This window comes from Nostoc sp. DedQUE08 (genome assembly GCF_034530895.1).
Classification (GTDB): Bacteria; Cyanobacteriota; Cyanobacteriia; order Cyanobacteriales; family Nostocaceae; genus Nostoc.
Genome location: NZ_JAVRCD010000011.1, coordinates 93,503 through 109,959, shown reverse-complemented (window position 1 = coordinate 109,959; position 16,457 = coordinate 93,503). Strand labels below are relative to the sequence as shown.

The following is a 16,457-nucleotide window of genomic DNA, read 5'->3' as shown; positions in this document are numbered from 1 at the left end:
CAAATGACAAATTATCTAGATTTTAAATCAGCGATCGCACCTTTGGTCATAGCAGCAATAGCTTGATCTGTCGCTTTCGGCAAATGATAATATTTACCGCCTGCTGTTTGCGATAATTCTTTAGCAAACCCAGTAGACACAAATTTACTTTCTGTATCAATTACTAATAGTTGCATTCCTAAAGCCCGGATTCTCGCAGCAATTTCTAATAATTCTCCTTTGATATCTGGCTTTTCTCCTGGTTCTAGCTGTTCGCCCAAAGAACGCGCTAAAGGAATATTACCTCGCCCATCGGTGATTGCTACAAGGACAACTTGCCCAATATCTCCACTCATCTGAGCATTTAAGCCGACGCGCACAGCTTGAGTTAAACCATGTGCTAAGGGCGAACCCCCACCACAGGGCAACCTTTCTAAACGGTTACGCGCCAAAGCAATAGAACGTGTTGGAGGCAATAATACCTCGGCCTGTTCTCCTCGGAAGGGAATTAATGCTATTTGGTCGCGGTTTTGATAAGCTTCAGTCAATAGTTGCATTACTGCACCTTTAGCCGATTGCATTCGATTCAGTGCCATTGAGCCAGAAGCATCTACCACAAATACTACCAACGCCCCGGCTTTACGTACCAGGCGTTTCGAGCGAATATCAGGCTGTTCGACAATAACTTTTCTATCTGGTTGTCTTTCTCTTCGTGCTTTTTGATAAGGAGCCGCAGCTCTCAACGTGGCATCTACTGCAATGCGTCGCGCTTTCCCTTTGGGCAACATTGGCTTAATGTAGCGTCCCCTGTCATCCGAAAAGATGACACTGCGACTACCAGATTTACCTTGCCGCTTTGCTGTTTGAGTAAAGTAAAGCACGCTGTCATCAAGAATTACCCCTTCTGGATCGAAGATAAACTCTTCCGGGATACTGGGCGGTTCTTGCTCTTGATTTTCTTCCTGTTCTTCCTGTTCTTCTTGTTCCTCTTCTGATTCGTCTTGGGGTTCTTCTTGATTTTGTGGCGGCGGCGGAGGCGGAGGTGGTGCTTGATCTGGTGGTGGTGTCTGCACAACTGTGGCGCGTGGTACAATTACCAGTTCCACCGCACGGCGCAAATCTTCGGCATTAACTGTTGTTCGTCCCTCTAAAGCTGCGGCGGCTTTGGCAACCCGCGTGGCGAATAACTCGGCCCGATGTCCCTGAACTTTGCCGCGAATTGCCTCATCTACTAAGTAGGCAATTTGTTCGTGGGTGATGATTACTTCTTTCAACCATTCCCGCGCCAAGATGATTTGGGTTTTGAGAGAGTCTAAATCTTCGTTATACTGTTCGAGAAAGTCTTGGGGAGATTTAGAATAAGCGATCGCAACTTCAACTGCTTCTACTCTTTGATCTAAGCCGAGTACACCGTCAGCAGATAGTGCGATCGCAATTCTATCTAATAAATGCTCTCGTAATCCGCCTTCTTCTGGATTGTAGGTGGCAATAAATAGGGATTTGCACGGATGCTGAAAACTAATCCCTTCCCGTTCGATCTGGTTGCGTCCCTCAGATAATACTGTTAAAAGTTGATTTGATATTTGGTCATCTAATAAATTAATTTCGTCTACGTACAGTACACCCCGGTTTGCTGTAGCGAGTAACCCAGGCTGAAAAATGGTATCACCTTGCTTTACCGATTTTTCAACATCTACTGAACCGAGGAGTCGGTCTTCTGTAATACCTAGAGGAATTTGCAAAAAAGGCGCGGGAATGATTTCGACGGGAACATCTTGAGTGTTTTTGTCTGCGTACTCCGCTAATAATTGATCGTCCCATTCTTCTAGGTGATTGGGGTCGCAATTGCTGATTGAACCTTTGACAACTTCTATCGGCGGTAGTAGAGCGTGGATAGCACGAGCCATTACAGATTTTGCCGTACCGCGACGACCTGCGATCGCTACTCCTCCCAAACCAGGATCAACTGCGGCTAACAGTAAGGCTAATTTAATTGCTTCTTGACCGACTACGGCTGTCAAGGGAAAAGCAGTGATGGTGGGATTGATAGTAGGCGCAGGCATTGTTTGCTTTCATAGCGAGTCTCGGCCTTTAGCATACCAATTTCTGACACATTTAGAATAAGTATTATGGCGATGAGAGAAAGGTAAAGTTATGAGTATTGCTCAAGCTAAACGCTTCACACTGGATGAATACCACAGGCTTGGAGAATTGGGCCTTTTCCATGAAGATGACCATATTGAATTAATCAACGGGGAAATTATTGAAATTGCATCCAAAGGTACAGCCCATGAAACTTGTCTAAGGAATTTATGGAAACAACTCCCAAAGATTGTAGGAGATAGGGCAACTTTGCAATCTCAAGCCCCGATTACTTTGCCACCTAACAGCGAACCCGAACCAGATTTTGCGATTGTTCAAAACCGAGATGATAATTATCTCTCGTCTCACCCTAAACCGACTGATGTGTTATTGGTAATGGAGGTTGCAGATTCTTCTTTAGCTTATGACCAAGATGTTAAAATACCTCTCTATGCTAAAACGGGTATTACTGATTATTGGATATTAAATTTATTCGATAATTATTTGGAAGCTTACAGTGAACCATACCAGGATAATCAAGGCAGATATGGTTATTCAAATAAGCGAATTTTCTTGTCAGATGAGATAATAACTTTTCCCTGCTTCCCTGATTTATCTCTTGATTTAGCTAAGGTGTTTCCGCCAAAACGTAATTTTTAAACTTTGTTGTAGGATTCAGTCATAAGACAAAGGAGTAAGTTTTATGGCTTATAGTGATTTTAAACTTATTGAAGTTATTGATTATTTTGGGTTAGTTATCCACGAATCATCTGGACTATTCGCAAATGTACAGGAGCAAGAATGTAGTGATTTATTATCTACTATTCTTAGGGAAAATATTGATTTGGCAGTAGCAATAAGTTCAGAAAAAGCTCGAAGCGAATTGATAATTAGTCCAATTTTATTAGAAATTAGACGCAAGTTTAATTTTGAAATAAGCTTTTTTTCAGGAGTTGATTTTACTGTTGATAGCCAGCGAGGATTAAACGGATTTTGTGATTTTATTTTGAGTCTTTCTTCGGAGCAGTTGCTTGTACGTAGCCCAGTGGTTGTCTTAGTAGAAAGTAAAAATGAGAATTTGAGGTCTGGTTTAGCCCAATGTATTGCCGAAATGGTAGCGGCTCAGTTATTTAACGAGAGAAGTGGAAATCAAATCAAAGCTATATATGGTGCTGTTACTATCGGTACGATCTGGCAATTTCTCAAGCTTGAAGGCAATATAGTTTCGATTGATTTGAGTGAATATTATATTAAGGATATTAAGAGGATTTTAGGTATTTTGTATGGTGCGATCGCGCAAAGTAAACCGTAAATTATTGATTAACTATAATATTTTTTATTTTTTAAATAAATGATGTTTTTGATAGAATACATAGATGCTTTTTAAAGTTGATGAATAACAGGTGGTGTTTTACAACAAGCTGCTATGAATCTGAGCTTTTACAAAATCTTCATAAAGAACTATATTGACATCCAGCATTAGCTATGCCAATGTGTATTTAAGACAGCAAAGTAACCGCACTCTAAAGCGCAAGTTTTTGGTGTTGTCTCAGCAGCAGAATTCCTTGTTTCCTGCCGAGCTTCGTGTCATCCCTTCGGCTGAGTATTTAGCCTAATGCCAAGTCAACTGATTGAGTAGACTTTTAACGGGAAGATGAGATGTTTGGATAAATGTTCAGGGGAAAGGATGACGCGAAACTTGGTAGGAAGCCAGGAGTTCTACGGCTGAGACTTGAACCAAACGAAAGCGTACATAGCAAATTTTTTGTATGGAAAAATTAATTTTTTATTAATTCTCTCTACAGAAATTTGTTACCTGTAGATGCCTAATATTCCAATGCTGTTCCAAACAATAAGCGAAATGGAACATCGACAAAATGAATCCCAAACAAAAACGCAATAAGAAGCAGCAACTCATTGATTTTTATGGTTCTTGCTGTTGGTGGTGTCGTCAAAATACCCCGCAAGCAAATCTGACATTTGATCACCTTTTGCCTAAGAGTCGTGGCGGTTCTAATTCTTTTGAAAACTTACGACTTTCTTGCTTTTCATGTAACAATTCTCGCGGAAACAGTCTCTATCCGCCTCTCCGGATCAAGAATAACTGTTTCTAAGTAGCATCTTAATTTTATTAAGCTCTGATCTTATAAGGTGGGCATCTTGTCCGCCTTTTCCATTGAATTAACTACCAAGAAGAGGAACAAATCAAAATGCACAAACTTCTAATATTCCATAATGAAAGACTTCTGCGTCGTGCGCTTACGCATCGTTCTTACGTCCATGAAAACCCAGGAGAAGGCGAACACAATGAACGCCTAGAATTTCTCGGTGATGCTTTGCTGAATTTTTTAAGTGGCGAATATCTCTATGGTCGTCATGTAGAAATGGGAGAAGATGAATTAACCCGACGACGTTCGGCGCTGGTAGATGAAAAGCAATTAGCAAAATTCGCTGAAGAGGTAGGTTTAGACTTTAGAATGCGGTTAGGAAAAGGCGCAATTCGAGATGGAGGCTACCAAAATCCTAATTTGCTCAGTAGTACCTTTGAAGCAGTTCTTGGTGCTTACTATTTGGATAATGATTCTAATATTGAAACAGTCCGCGCAATTATAGAACCACTATTTGATTCTGTAGATCCTAAGCATATAATTGTGCCTCGTTCTAATGTAGACTCAAAAAACCGCTTTCAAGAATGGGTGCAACGCAACGTTACTCCAAATCCCCCAAAATACTTTACAGACCAAATCGGAGGCCCTTCTCATGCACCAGAATTCATCGCCAAAGTATTAGTAGATGAAAAAATTTACGGAGAAGGTAAGGGACGTAATAAAAAAGATGCAGAAAAAGCTGCTGCTGAAGATGCACTAGCTAAGTTGAAAAAACAAGGTTTGTTATAGAGTTTATGGGTTCATAAATTTTGAGAATTTTAAAATTAGAAGCTTTCTAACACTGAAAAAACGTAAAAAAATGAGGATGGTATACTCCACCCTCATTTTATTTTTTGTCACTTTACTCCTTTCGAGATGTAGCCAGAAAAGAGTCAAATATTATAGTTGCGGTACGTACTGCTGTTTCTCTGGTACTTCAGTGTACTCAGCCACAATCTGGCGGAATTCTTCGCCGTCAATGGTTTCTTTTTCAATGAGCAAATCTACTAAGCGATCGGTGACAGTGCGATGGTCACGGATGATTTTCTTAGCATTGTCGTAGCACTGCTCAACAATTTCTCTGACTTGTCCATCAATGCGGGAAGCGATGGATTCGGAATACTCAGATCGGGTTGTCCAGTCACGACCCAAGAATACTTCTCCCTGCTGGCTTTCTAACGACAGTGGCCCTAAGTCGGACATCCCGAACCGAGTCACCATTTGCCGCGCCATTCCCGATAACTGCTGCAAGTCTCCACCAGCGCCAGTTGTGACTTCCGCAGCCCCAAAAATCACCTCTTCAGCGGCGCGACCACCCAAAGCACCAGTAATTCTGGCTTTCAACTGAGAACGAGAAATTAATCCCTGTTCTTCGTTGGGTGTAAACCAAGTTAAACCCTGTGCTTGTCCCCGTGGAATCAGGGTAACTTTCTGTACTGGGTCATGGTCTTTTAACAAAGTTCCAACTAAGGCGTGTCCGATTTCGTGGTAAGCAATTAAGCGCTTGCTCTTGCTGTCCACCAAAGGAGTACCTTCCATGCCTGCGACTACCCGATCCACTGCATCATCAATTTCGCGGAGGGTGATCGCTTCTTTGCGTCTTCTAGCAGTGAGAATTGCTGCTTCGTTGAGTAAGTTGGCTAAGTCAGCACCAGTAAATCCAGGAGTGCGGCGAGCGATCGCATCCAAGGATACACTTGCATCTAATTTCTTGTTCCGTGCATGGACTTGCAAGATTTCCAAACGCCCTTTGATATCGGGTGCATCAACTGTTACTTGGCGGTCAAAACGACCGGGACGTAACAAGGCTGAGTCTAGTACATCGGGACGGTTGGTAGCAGCAATAATAATGATGCCTGTGTTACCTTCAAACCCATCCATTTCGGTGAGCAATTGGTTGAGGGTTTGCTCTCTCTCGTCGTTACCGCCGCCGATACCAGCGCCCCGTTGCCGTCCTACGGCGTCGATTTCATCGATGAAGATAATACAAGGGGCATTGTCTTTAGCTTTCTTGAACAAATCGCGGACGCGGGATGCACCCACACCTACGAACATTTCCACAAATTCCGAACCGGAAATACTGAAGAAAGGTACGCCTGCTTCACCTGCGATCGCTTTTGCGAGTAAAGTTTTACCAGTTCCAGGAGGCCCAACTAACAGCACTCCCTTGGGAATCCGTGCGCCTACAGCCGTAAATCTTTCTGGCTGCTTCAGGAAGGTGACGACTTCTTGCAATTCTTCTTTAGCTTCTTCGATTCCAGCTACGTCGTCAAATTTGACGCCGGTTTTTGCCTCCATTTGGAAACGCGCTTTAGATTTGCCAAAGTTCATTGCTTGACCTGGGCCGCCGGGGAGGTTGCTAGAACGCCGGAACAAAAAGAACAACCCAGTAATCAATAAAACTGGAAAAATGAGATTGCCCAACAATCCCCAAATTGCACCATCATTGCGCATGGGGTGAGCATCAAAACTAATGGCTTTTTCTTTGAGCTTGCTAATTAACTCAGGAGCGTTAACAGGCAAATCCACACGCCACCTTTGGACATGATTTTCCAGGTCTGGATCGCGGGCTTCTATAATTGCTGTCCTACCGCCTTCGTAAAGATCCACACTGCTGACGCGATCGCTGTCCAAGTATTCTAGAAAGCGACCGTAAGTCATGCGGGTATTAGCTGTATTCTTACTCATGTCAGCAGGAGCGCCTGCAAACGCCCCTTGCCAGAAGAAAAAGCCAATTACCAAAGCCGGCAACGTCCAGAGTGCTACGACTTTCCAAGAGAATTTCATTTTAATTTGCCTCTAGATGCCTATACAACTCGTTAGCTCTAGTAACCGAATGTTCATCACTCTGTCACTTTAAGCTGTTAAACGGATGTTTATAAATCCATTTTGTTTAATTCGATCTCTTAGATGCACTGCCATAAGCCGATTAGAGCATTATGGCGATGCCAACAAGAATCTTAATCAAAGTTAACTTAATTTTAATACAATATCGCACGAGAAAAGGGAGCGCAACGGGATGCAAAGACAGAGAGAATTTCTCCAGAATGCTCCTCGTATCGTTCCAGCCGCTCTGAATCATGATTCTATTTAGGGAGAGGCGATGAATTGCGTCTGTACAAGAGTGGGCGAAATGAGGGAGCAGGGGATAAATCAATTCAAAATTTACTCATTCAAACATTTTAGAACTTCTGCCTCCTGCCTCCTGCCTCCTCTTTCCCAATGCCCAATGCCCAATGCCCTACTTTACTTCTGTAATTTTTAGAGTGTAAGGAAGATACTTGCCCTTTTCATAGGAACCAACCCAAATTTGGTAACTTCCAGGTAGCCATTCACCAACAATGCCAGCATTTTTGCCATCAAAATCGTCATTGCACCAAGTACCACCGGGCCCTTTGATAATCATGGTGGTGTCTTCAGGACTTTGCACTTGCAGCTTTAGGTAGTCAAATTTACTTGTTAACGCTAATGTGTGGTCTGGTGTTTCATCCACAAATCCGGTACAAGGACCAGTGGCTGTTTCGCTTCTGCCACCTACTTGACTCCCAGATATTGAGCCACCACTCATCCCGCGAACTGTCAGGGGGTCTGGCGAAAACTGAGGGCTAAGGGTGACATCTCCAAATATCGTTGGCGCTTCCTGAGCATCAACCGCAGCATTAACTGTCGATGTGATGAAGAGCGTAACTATCATAAACGATAATCTCATCCCTCTATTGAGCGCTTTTGTAGGCATTTTAATTACGTTTGCTTCTAAGTGTTTTTGAAGACATTAATTTTACACACCAAGTTCCCAACATGAGGAGAATTGACTACCTATTTTAGATTTGAAACTGGGGATAATTCATTAGTAATTAGTCAATGATTTCTTGTTCTTATAGTTGCTCTACCTAATGGATAGGGGCACACATTTGTACGCCCCTAAAATCTGAAATATTTCTAAAATCTGGAAGTAATCGCTACTTAGCTTCCGTTATAGCCCGACTCAAGCGCGGTTTATCCAAACCAATCTGATTTAGTAGTAACCAAGATTGGATCAAGTCGGGGCCATGAACATCTCCAGTTAAAGCTGCTCGGAGCGATCGCATCACTAAGCCTTTTTTGACTTTCTGCTCTTTCACAACTTGTTTAATAATGTCCTGGGCGACGGCTTCCGAGAGTTGCGGCTGATTTTCTAAAGCTGTGACAATCGCTTCAAGGACAGCAGCAGAACCTTCTTGCTTCAATTGTGTACTGCCTTCTTCGCTAAATTCAACTGTGTCGTTAAAAAACAGTTGACCTTGAGCTACTGCATCTACCAGGCGAGTCAAACTCTGGCTAATTAAAGTTACTAGCTGTTCTAACCAGGGGCGATCTCTTCCACCATCAAATTTATAGCCAGCCGCTTCCCAAAAGGGAATGAGTAAATCTGTGAGTTTATCTACTGGCGTATTGTGGATATACTGACTGTTCAACCAATCCAGCTTGTCCCAGTCAAACTTTGCACCTGCTTTATTTACACGTTCAAAGCCAAATTCTTTAGCTGCTGTTTCTAAGGTAAATATTTCTTGTGTCGAGTCTGGTGGCGACCAACCCAGCAATGTCATGTAATTTACCAAGCCTTCAGCAGTAAAGCCCATTTTCTGAAATTCAGAAATGGAAGTGACGCCATCCCGCTTAGAAAGCTTGCGCCCTTCCATATTCAAAATCAACGGCGTGTGCGAAAACTCTGGAATTTTTGCACCCATCGCTTCATACAGCAGAATTTGTTTGGCAGTGTTGGCGATGTGGTCTTCTCCGCGGATGACGTGGGTAATTTGCATATCGATGTCATCCACTACAACAACAAAGTTGTATAAAGGTTGACCGCTACCCTCTTCTGAGGCGCGGGCGATGACCATATCACCACCTAAATCACTACCTCGCCAAGACATCTTTCCTCTTACTAGGTCGTCCCAGACAATTTCCCGCCCATCTTCGATTTTGAAGCGAATTACAAAAGAACGACCTTCTGCTTCAAAGGCGGCGCGTTGTTCTGGGGTGAGGTTGCGGTGACGGTTGTCATAGCGAGGTGCTTCGCCTCTAGCTTTTTGAGCTTCTCGGAGCGCCTCTAGTTCTTCGGAAGTAGTGTAGCAGCGATAGGCTAATCCTCGGTCTAGCAGTTTTTCTACTGCTTCTTTATAAAGATCCAGGCGTTGGGATTGGAAAAATGGCCCTTCATCCCAGTTAAGACCTAGCCAACACAGTCCTTCAAGAATATTGTCGGTGTATTCGGGACGCGATCGCTCTAAATCTGTATCCTCTATTCGCAGTATAAATTTACCGCCGTGGTGACGGGCAAATAACCAGTTGAATACAGCCGTTCTTGCTGTACCAATATGTAAATTTCCGGTTGGACTCGGTGCAATACGGACTCTAACAGTCACAGTTAATTCTCTCTTTCGCAAAGCATGATAAATGTAGCTTATATTTAAATCCTGAATCCTGAGTCAACCTCTTTGGGTAATTCAGAATCTAATATCACCGAAGTTAAGTGATTCGCTACTCATAAATTTAGAACGGGACTGACGGGGCTCGAACCCGCAACTTCCGCCGTGACAGGGCGGTGCTCTAACCAATTGAACTACAGTCCCTTGTTTGGCAACTTTGCTATTATCACTATTTTTTTTCTACTTGTCAAGTGTTTCGGAGTCTGGAATTAGGAATGATTTTTATTACGTATTTTTTAGGTGCGAATTATACGTTAAACAGACCGTGATAATACAACCTGTGGCTCTGATTCCAGATGCTGCAATATTCGGGATTGCATTTGTTTATACTGCTGTTTCAATAGCTGTTTGCTCAATTGGGGTTGAGAAGTGGGTGGTAGACGATGACTCTGTTGCACCCAAGTTTTTAACATTTGCCGTTGAGTTGGCTCAATGCGGCTGCTGAGAACCTTGATGCAGGAATGTGGTGCTTCCAGAGTAAAGAAAATCAAAGGATACTGTTCATTTTCAGCCAGGAAACTTACCATCCTCAGATTTTGGGGATTTTGCATATCTAAGTAGCACGGTAGCCACTTAGGAGCGAATTGCTGATTATAGAGTACACTTACCCACAACAACATTGGGTGAGGGGATGTCACAAAGACAAACTGGTTATAACGGGTAGAAACCGCATAGTTTTTAATTTCTTGTTTAGATAACATCAACCATAGCGCTGTTATAGATCCTTGGGGAGTGTCTAGAAGCTGGGGAAAAACAATTTCTTGAATTGGTTTATTTTGAGGCCACAAAAGTTGCCGATAGCTTTGTTCTACAGTGATTGGTAATGCAGAATTTAAGGGAGACTTAAAGGTCAAGTTTGTAGGTAAAGTAGGACAATTAGACTGTTCTAGACTGTTTAAAACTTGTAAAATTTCAGCGATATTTTGAGGGCGATCGCTTGCTTTTTTAGCCAGACAAGCCATAATTAAATTATTTAACTTCTGAGGTATTTTAATAGTAGGTTTAACATCTGCGATCGTTTTCGGTGCTTCAAAATGATGTGCTTTATACCAAGCGCCAAAGTAATCAGTTTCTGTTTGCCAAGGTTTTTTGCCTGTGAGCATCTCAAACATCATCACACCCAGACTATAAATATCAGAGCGACTATCTAATTTTTCCCCATCTAGCTGTTCTGGAGAACAGTAGGGTAAAGTACCATTAAATCCGCTACTTGTACTAGCTGTTGATGCATAATTCAAAAATCTAGCAATACCAAAATCAAGAATTTTAACTAACTGGCCCAATATCGGATCGGGAATAACTAATATATTGGCAGGCTTGATATCTCGATGAACCAACGGACAAATTTTGCCATCAATGTTAATTCCTTGATGAGCACACTGTAAGCCCAAACAAATTTGGCGAGAGAGAGTCAAAAACATGGACAGAGATAGCGGAATTAAATCCTTTAAACTCTTACCACATAAATATTCCATGACGTAATATGGTTTTCCTTTCTCATTCACACCATAATCATACGCCCGCACTATATGTACGCTCTTTTGACTCAAGGCTGCACTCATTAAAGCTTCACGAGCAAAGTCTTGTTGCATCTTGGTATTAACAACAGTTTGAGTCAAAAACTTGATAGCAACTGGTATACCTCCTAACAAAACATCATTTGCTAAAAAAACTTCACCCATGCCACCGCTGCCAATTAATTGCTTGAGTTGATAACGATTGGCAAGCAAGCCCGTACTACTGGGAGATGTAGATAAGCTCTGATTCACTTTGTTCACCTTTGATGCTGAGTCCATTGAAAGTTAGCAATAAACACATAAAAATATTCTTAGTTAATGGTGGCAAGCATTTTGATTTTACTAGCAGAACTTCAACGACGTAATAGCATTTTCAAAAACATTTCCAAAAATTTATTTATCCAAGTTTTTAAAACTTCTGTCTCAGATTTTTGATGTGTGGCTAAGTTTCGTAATATGTCTAACTTCAGCTTTTCGTACTCTGCTTTTAGAATATTTTTGGCTTGACCAGGCAAAATAAATTCATTTGACTGTTGACTCATATCTAACCAATCTAAAAGTTGCTGACGCTGTTTAGCTGTGAGATTTAAAGTCGTTACATGAGAGCAATGAGTTGGCTCTTCTAAGGGGAAAAATAGTAAATGATAGTAGCCTACTTCTGCTAAACTACGTGCTATCTTTTGACTTTTGTTATCTTTTAAATCCAGAAAATAAGGCAGCCACTTAGTCGTAGAAGGTTGGGCGTCATACAGCACTGTTAACCACATTAGCATCGGATATACATTCATTTTACTAATAAATTCAGTACTATGTATTTTATCTAAAAATTTTGCAATCTCTTGTTTGGGCAACATTGCCCAAAAAGTTGGTATAGGTCTTTGAGAAGTCTGTAGTAAATGGGGAAAACCAATTGGTGCAATTGGTTTATTTTTAGGCCAATTTTTCTGCAAGCACTCTTTTTCTGATAGTAAAGTTGCGGGTACTAATTGAACTGGAAGCGAAACTTTAATAATGTTTGTACTATTGTTAGAAATAACATTATTAATTTGAACACTTACTTTTTCTAAATCTTCTAATATTTGGTTGATATTCTGAGGGCGATCGCTTACTTCTTTAGCTAAACAAGTCATTAATATTTTTTCTAATATTTCTGGTATTTTAACTTGCGGATTTACTTCTTCAACTGTAGGTGGCATTTGAAAGCGATGGGCTTGATACCAAGTACCAAAGGAGTTACTTTTTGTTTGAAATGGGTGTTTACCTGTCAGCATTTCAAACATTAATACTCCCAAACTATAAATATCAGAGCGGACATCTAGCAGTTTCCGCCCTTCCATGTGTTCTGGAGAACAGTAAGGCAAACTGCCAATAAAAGAATCTGTTAAGGTCATTCCACTTCGCTCTGTTAAAAACTTAGCAATACCAAAATCTAATATTTTAACAATTTCACCTTTTTTACTATCTTCAGCAATAAATATATTTTCTGGTTTAATATCTCTGTGAACAATAGGGTAAATCTCTCCTTTAAGGCTGATACCTTGGTGGGCACATTGTAAGCCTAAACAAATTTGATTACAAATTTCTAAAAACTTCGATATTGTTAAAGGCTGAATTTTCAGAATTTGTTTGAGATTTTTCCCTTGGAGGTATTCCATTACATAAAATGGAGTTTTATCCTCAGTAACTCCATAACTTAAAATGCGAACAATATGTTTACTTTTGCGGCCCAATTGAGCGCCAATAAAAATCTCTCTGGCAAAACGTTGGGACATTTGTTGGTTTGACAAACTAAGTGATAAGATTTTGATTGCGATCGGCATACCGCCTTTAGCAGTATCTTCTGCTAGATAAACTCTACCCATCCCCCCTTTGCCAATCAAATCTCTGATTAAATAGCGATTGTTTAAAAAATGTCCGATGTAATCGTCTATTTCTGCCTTTTGCCCTACCATACTCTCAATTTTATTTTCTGGCATAAAAATCATTTATAAAAAATGTTATTGGCAAAATACTTGAATAAGTCTAGCTAATTATTAAATTTAAATCTAAGAGATGTCCGAGTTTTGAGAAAATTAATTATATGCTGTAAATATGCTTAAGCCCTCTGCAAAAGCTACTAAACATTGTGTAACATATTTATTAAGGAGTACGGTTGAGAAATTACACGTAAACTATAAATAACCTAGATAAAGTTACCTAGTATATTCAGTGAATACACAGGAATAATCAGAAATAACTAAATAGCAGTCAAGTTGCAATGTTTATGACGGGCTGCGCCTAAGCACCTTTATTTCTGTGCAATTAAAGCTTAAAATTTGGGAGTACCCGGCGTAATAATCTAATGAGGGGATTTTCAACTTTAAGTTGAAAGGCTAGTATCTGAGTGCGTTGTAGGGAGTTAAAATTATTATCACTGATAAGAATTAATGATTGTTGACCATTCGGTAGTTTTGGACCAAGAGTTAAGCCTTCGATGTTGTCTAGCAGTACATCTAGTTTTCTCAAATCTAACAACAGTTTTTTCTTAACTGGTTTAATATTTTTGAAATCAATTGCTAAAAGGCTATCAATATTATGAATATCATCGGCTTTTTCTAACGAAACCTGAAACAGAGAAATAGCAAATCCTAAACCAGTAAAAGACCTTTCTAAACTTAAAAAGTGTCCTTGATTATCAAGAGCGAGTAAATCGGGTAATCCACTAGCGAATTTGCCAATCAGATTTAAAAATGGTGTAACTGATTCAGTTTGGTAAAGAAATTCCTTTTCGGGTTGGTTGTTAAGCAAGTTGTATTGCAAAATCCTGCAAGAACTACCAATATTAGGTTTCGCTGCGACACCATCTTGAATTAGAGCATTTTCGGTGGCTGTGAATAGATGCTTATTATCGGGTGTGATGGTGAGGCTTTCAAAAGCCAAATTGTTGCGGATACCTTTTTGATTACTTTTATCTGGTAAAAATTTCTTTGGTATAGAAAGTGTCGCAATTTCTCTACCAGAAGATAGTGAGAACTCTTTAATAAAAGGATTAATTAATTTTGCAGCATCACCTTCAGAAGATACAAACACGGTTGCTTTATTAGTTAATGCAATACCTTCTGTATCAGTTTCACCAGGGTGAAATGTTTGACTATTTTCATTTAATAATGTAGTAACACTGACTGGAATAATTCCATCTTTTTCTAGCAAACCTTTGCTCAAATCAATTTTTAATGTGTAGAAACGAGCGGCAGCTTTTTGTCCCCGGTCATCTGAAATAGCGTAATAAAGGTTGTTTTTGGCATTATATGTAATTCCAGATAAACCTCCTACTTCAGTTTCTTTAAATATTAAACCTTTCTGTAAGGTTGCTTCTCCAATAAAATCTATACTACTAATTTCAACACTATTTGAAGAAAAGTTTGTGAATACAAGGCTAATAATTATAATTGGAATCAACAAGTAAATAATTTGTGGAAATACGAATATTTTTTTAAATATCTGCATAATTTTTATCAAATAAATATTTTTAGGAACAAACACTTATACATCCCTACAAATAATATCAATTAAATAAATATAGCAAGGGACTGGGGACTGGGTGAAAAGCCTTTTTGTGTCTAAGTTTTATCGTCTGTTGATGTCCTAACTAACAAGGCTTGTGCTATAATTTAACAGATACAAGCCTGAAAATTCCGACAAATCATGTTTTTTTAACTTGGTGACGAGTCTGAGTAGGTGTTTCTTTTACTTAGACTTCTCAAAAAGTATTTGAATTTGAAAACCTTTAAAAAATAATAAATTACTTAAGCTAATCGTAAATCATACTCACTTTGGAAAAAGTTGACAAGCCAATCTTTCACTTTATGGGTGGCGCGGCAGTCATCTTCGTTGTAACGTTGGATAATTTCTAGTAAGGTGCGATCGCCTGTTTCTAACCATCGATCGTACCAGTAAATACACTTGGCACCACTGGCTTCTTTATCACGCCACTCAAATCCTATCCAACGAGCGATCGCTTTCAAGGCATAGCTTTCTACGGGCAATGCTACACTTTGGGTTAATTGTTCATACACATCCACAAATCGATTCAATACAGGACGCACTAAGGAGTGTGGAGTGCCGTAGAGTTTTGCCAACCGTTTGACTGTATCAAACTCGTAGACACAAAAATGATAAATTGGCGCTTCGGGATATTGCCAAACCAAATCCAAAAATTGCTGCCAAACTAATTCTTCGTCTTCTGGTTTATCTGCTAAAAAGGAATAAAATTGTTCTGTATTAGCTTGTCTATTAACAACCAAAACCCCTAAAAGATAATCTAAATCTAAGTCTGGCTGGGCTTCAATATCAAAATAAAGCTCTATGGGTGCTGTAAATGTAATATCTTCTGTTGGTAACGGATATGGTAGAATCAAAGGTCGTTTTTCTAGTGCAGATTGAGCTTGTACTACCAATTTGGGCGCTACTTCGGTGTCAAAACCAAGTAGCTTTTCTAAGCTACTGGGACTGGTGTTAGCAAGAGATTCCAGTGTGGTAATGTCTAAAGCTTGGAGTTGAGTGTAGCGAAGCGGTGTAACACCTGGTAGCAGTGAGAGATGTTTTTCAGATTGAGCGATCGCATAACATTCAGTATACCAATGGCAAAAATTGCACTTTTGGCGAGAAATAAATACCTCTGGCGGATTCGGTAACTCTAATACTTGAATAAACTCTTCCAAAATCTGCTGCATCCGTGGTGTCCATTTGCATAGATCGACTGCATAATTTGTATTTTTGGTTCGCAATATGAGCAAAGCTGTTTCAGGTGCAACTCCCTGCACTGTTGCCAACACTTGGGCATGAAATGCAGCGACAACTTGATATTCTTGCTTAGGGCGCTTACCCAGTTCAATACTAGCTGGGACGTAGATCCAATCTCCAAAATTTGATTGTCCCGGCTGTTTCACAAGTAAATCTGGACGACTTAGCAGGGTGTCTGCTTCCGAATAAGTTGCTAACAGTACTCCTTTATAGATGTACTCAACCCCACGCTGCATCAATTCTAAAGTTGCTTTCTCTCCCTTTTCCCAGTTTCCATAAGAATAATCTGGTTGGTAATAAGTCATCTGTGCCAAAGCACTCAACTGATGAGCGATTTTGTCCTGTTGCAGTTTCCGTAGCAACTCATTGGGAGCATCGCGCTGACTTTTGTCACCGTAGATATCTAGAAAAGGTCGGCGTTTACAGCGTTGGTATTGCAGTAGGAGTTCAGCATTGATTAGCATCCTTTTAAGTTAACAAGA

12 protein-coding genes and 1 tRNA gene are annotated in these 16,457 nt (G+C 40.3%); 4 read left to right on the top strand and 9 right to left on the bottom strand.

Annotated features, from left to right (window positions below; translation table 11 throughout):
* Positions 1-11: 11 nt before the first annotated feature.
* Complete coding sequence (gene bchD, locus RMY64_RS10110; protein WP_322672738.1) at positions 12-2,042, bottom strand: magnesium chelatase ATPase subunit D; 2,031 nt, start codon at positions 2,040-2,042, stop codon at positions 12-14.
* A gap of 91 nt (positions 2,043-2,133) precedes the next feature.
* Here bchD and RMY64_RS10105 point away from each other — a divergent pair, with 91 nt between their 5' ends.
* From RMY64_RS10105 to rnc, 4 genes are all read left to right on the top strand, one after another.
* Positions 2,134-2,721 (top strand): Uma2 family endonuclease, encoded by a 588-nt coding sequence (locus tag RMY64_RS10105; protein WP_322672739.1) that lies wholly within the window; start codon positions 2,134-2,136, stop codon positions 2,719-2,721.
* 43 nt (positions 2,722-2,764) lie between these two features.
* The gene (locus tag RMY64_RS10100) at positions 2,765-3,373 is read left to right on the top strand and encodes a hypothetical protein (RefSeq protein ID WP_322672740.1); all 609 of its coding nucleotides are present in this window, start codon (positions 2,765-2,767) and stop codon (positions 3,371-3,373) included.
* Between the two features lie 565 nt (positions 3,374-3,938).
* Positions 3,939-4,175, top strand: a complete 237-nt coding sequence (locus RMY64_RS36790; RefSeq protein ID WP_416211822.1) for an HNH endonuclease — start codon at positions 3,939-3,941, stop codon at positions 4,173-4,175.
* Positions 4,176-4,271: 96 nt separating this feature from the next.
* Positions 4,272-4,958: a ribonuclease III gene (gene rnc / locus RMY64_RS10095; protein ID WP_322672741.1), complete on the top strand. Its 687-nt coding sequence runs from the start codon at positions 4,272-4,274 to the stop codon at positions 4,956-4,958.
* A 150-nt stretch (positions 4,959-5,108) separates the two neighbouring features.
* Here rnc and ftsH2 read toward each other — a convergent pair whose 3' ends face one another.
* The 8 genes from ftsH2 to RMY64_RS10055 all read right to left on the bottom strand — a co-directional run bounded on the left by ftsH2 (position 5,109) and on the right by RMY64_RS10055 (position 16,439).
* On the bottom strand, positions 5,109-6,995 hold the full coding sequence (gene ftsH2, locus RMY64_RS10090) for an ATP-dependent zinc metalloprotease FtsH2 (protein WP_322672742.1): 1,887 nt from the start codon (positions 6,993-6,995) through the stop codon (positions 5,109-5,111).
* A gap of 454 nt (positions 6,996-7,449) precedes the next feature.
* On the bottom strand, positions 7,450-7,944 hold the full coding sequence (locus RMY64_RS10085) for a hypothetical protein (protein WP_322672743.1): 495 nt from the start codon (positions 7,942-7,944) through the stop codon (positions 7,450-7,452).
* Between the two features lie 223 nt (positions 7,945-8,167).
* Positions 8,168-9,613 carry a glutamate--tRNA ligase gene (gltX, locus tag RMY64_RS10080; protein WP_322699939.1) on the bottom strand — a complete coding sequence of 482 codons (1,446 nt, stop codon included), beginning with the start codon at positions 9,611-9,613 and terminating at the stop codon, positions 8,168-8,170.
* Positions 9,614-9,746: 133 nt separating this feature from the next.
* Positions 9,747-9,820, bottom strand: a tRNA-Asp gene (locus RMY64_RS10075).
* 110 nt (positions 9,821-9,930) lie between these two features.
* Positions 9,931-11,445: a serine/threonine-protein kinase gene (locus RMY64_RS10070; RefSeq protein WP_322686012.1), complete on the bottom strand. Its 1,515-nt coding sequence runs from the start codon at positions 11,443-11,445 to the stop codon at positions 9,931-9,933.
* 101 nt (positions 11,446-11,546) lie between these two features.
* Positions 11,547-13,169 (bottom strand): serine/threonine-protein kinase, encoded by a 1,623-nt coding sequence (locus RMY64_RS10065; protein ID WP_322699938.1) that lies wholly within the window; start codon positions 13,167-13,169, stop codon positions 11,547-11,549.
* Between the two features lie 325 nt (positions 13,170-13,494).
* Positions 13,495-14,679: an esterase-like activity of phytase family protein gene (locus tag RMY64_RS10060; RefSeq protein ID WP_322699961.1), complete on the bottom strand. Its 1,185-nt coding sequence runs from the start codon at positions 14,677-14,679 to the stop codon at positions 13,495-13,497.
* A gap of 299 nt (positions 14,680-14,978) precedes the next feature.
* On the bottom strand, positions 14,979-16,439 hold the full coding sequence (locus tag RMY64_RS10055; protein ID WP_322699937.1) for a TM0106 family RecB-like putative nuclease: 1,461 nt from the start codon (positions 16,437-16,439) through the stop codon (positions 14,979-14,981).
* Positions 16,440-16,457: the final 18 nt, after the last annotated feature.

Excerpts from the sequence above, each read along its gene's own strand:
- bchD (WP_322672738.1), bottom strand. The coding sequence starts at position 2,042 with ATGCCTGCGCCTACTATCAATCCCACCATCACTGCTTTTCCCTTGACA.
- RMY64_RS36790 (WP_416211822.1), top strand. The coding sequence starts at position 3,939 with ATGAATCCCAAACAAAAACGCAATAAGAAGCAGCAACTCATTGATTTT.
- RMY64_RS10065 (WP_322699938.1), bottom strand. The coding sequence starts at position 13,169 with ATGCCAGAAAATAAAATTGAGAGTATGGTAGGGCAAAAGGCAGAAATA.
- rnc (WP_322672741.1), top strand. The coding sequence starts at position 4,272 with ATGCACAAACTTCTAATATTCCATAATGAAAGACTTCTGCGTCGTGCG.
- RMY64_RS10100 (WP_322672740.1), top strand. The coding sequence starts at position 2,765 with ATGGCTTATAGTGATTTTAAACTTATTGAAGTTATTGATTATTTTGGG.
- RMY64_RS10085 (WP_322672743.1), bottom strand. The coding sequence starts at position 7,944 with ATGCCTACAAAAGCGCTCAATAGAGGGATGAGATTATCGTTTATGATA.
- ftsH2 (WP_322672742.1), bottom strand. The coding sequence starts at position 6,995 with ATGAAATTCTCTTGGAAAGTCGTAGCACTCTGGACGTTGCCGGCTTTG.
- RMY64_RS10060 (WP_322699961.1), bottom strand. The coding sequence starts at position 14,679 with ATGCAGATATTTAAAAAAATATTCGTATTTCCACAAATTATTTACTTG.
- RMY64_RS10055 (WP_322699937.1), bottom strand. The coding sequence starts at position 16,439 with ATGCTAATCAATGCTGAACTCCTACTGCAATACCAACGCTGTAAACGC.
- RMY64_RS10105 (WP_322672739.1), top strand. The coding sequence starts at position 2,134 with ATGAGTATTGCTCAAGCTAAACGCTTCACACTGGATGAATACCACAGG.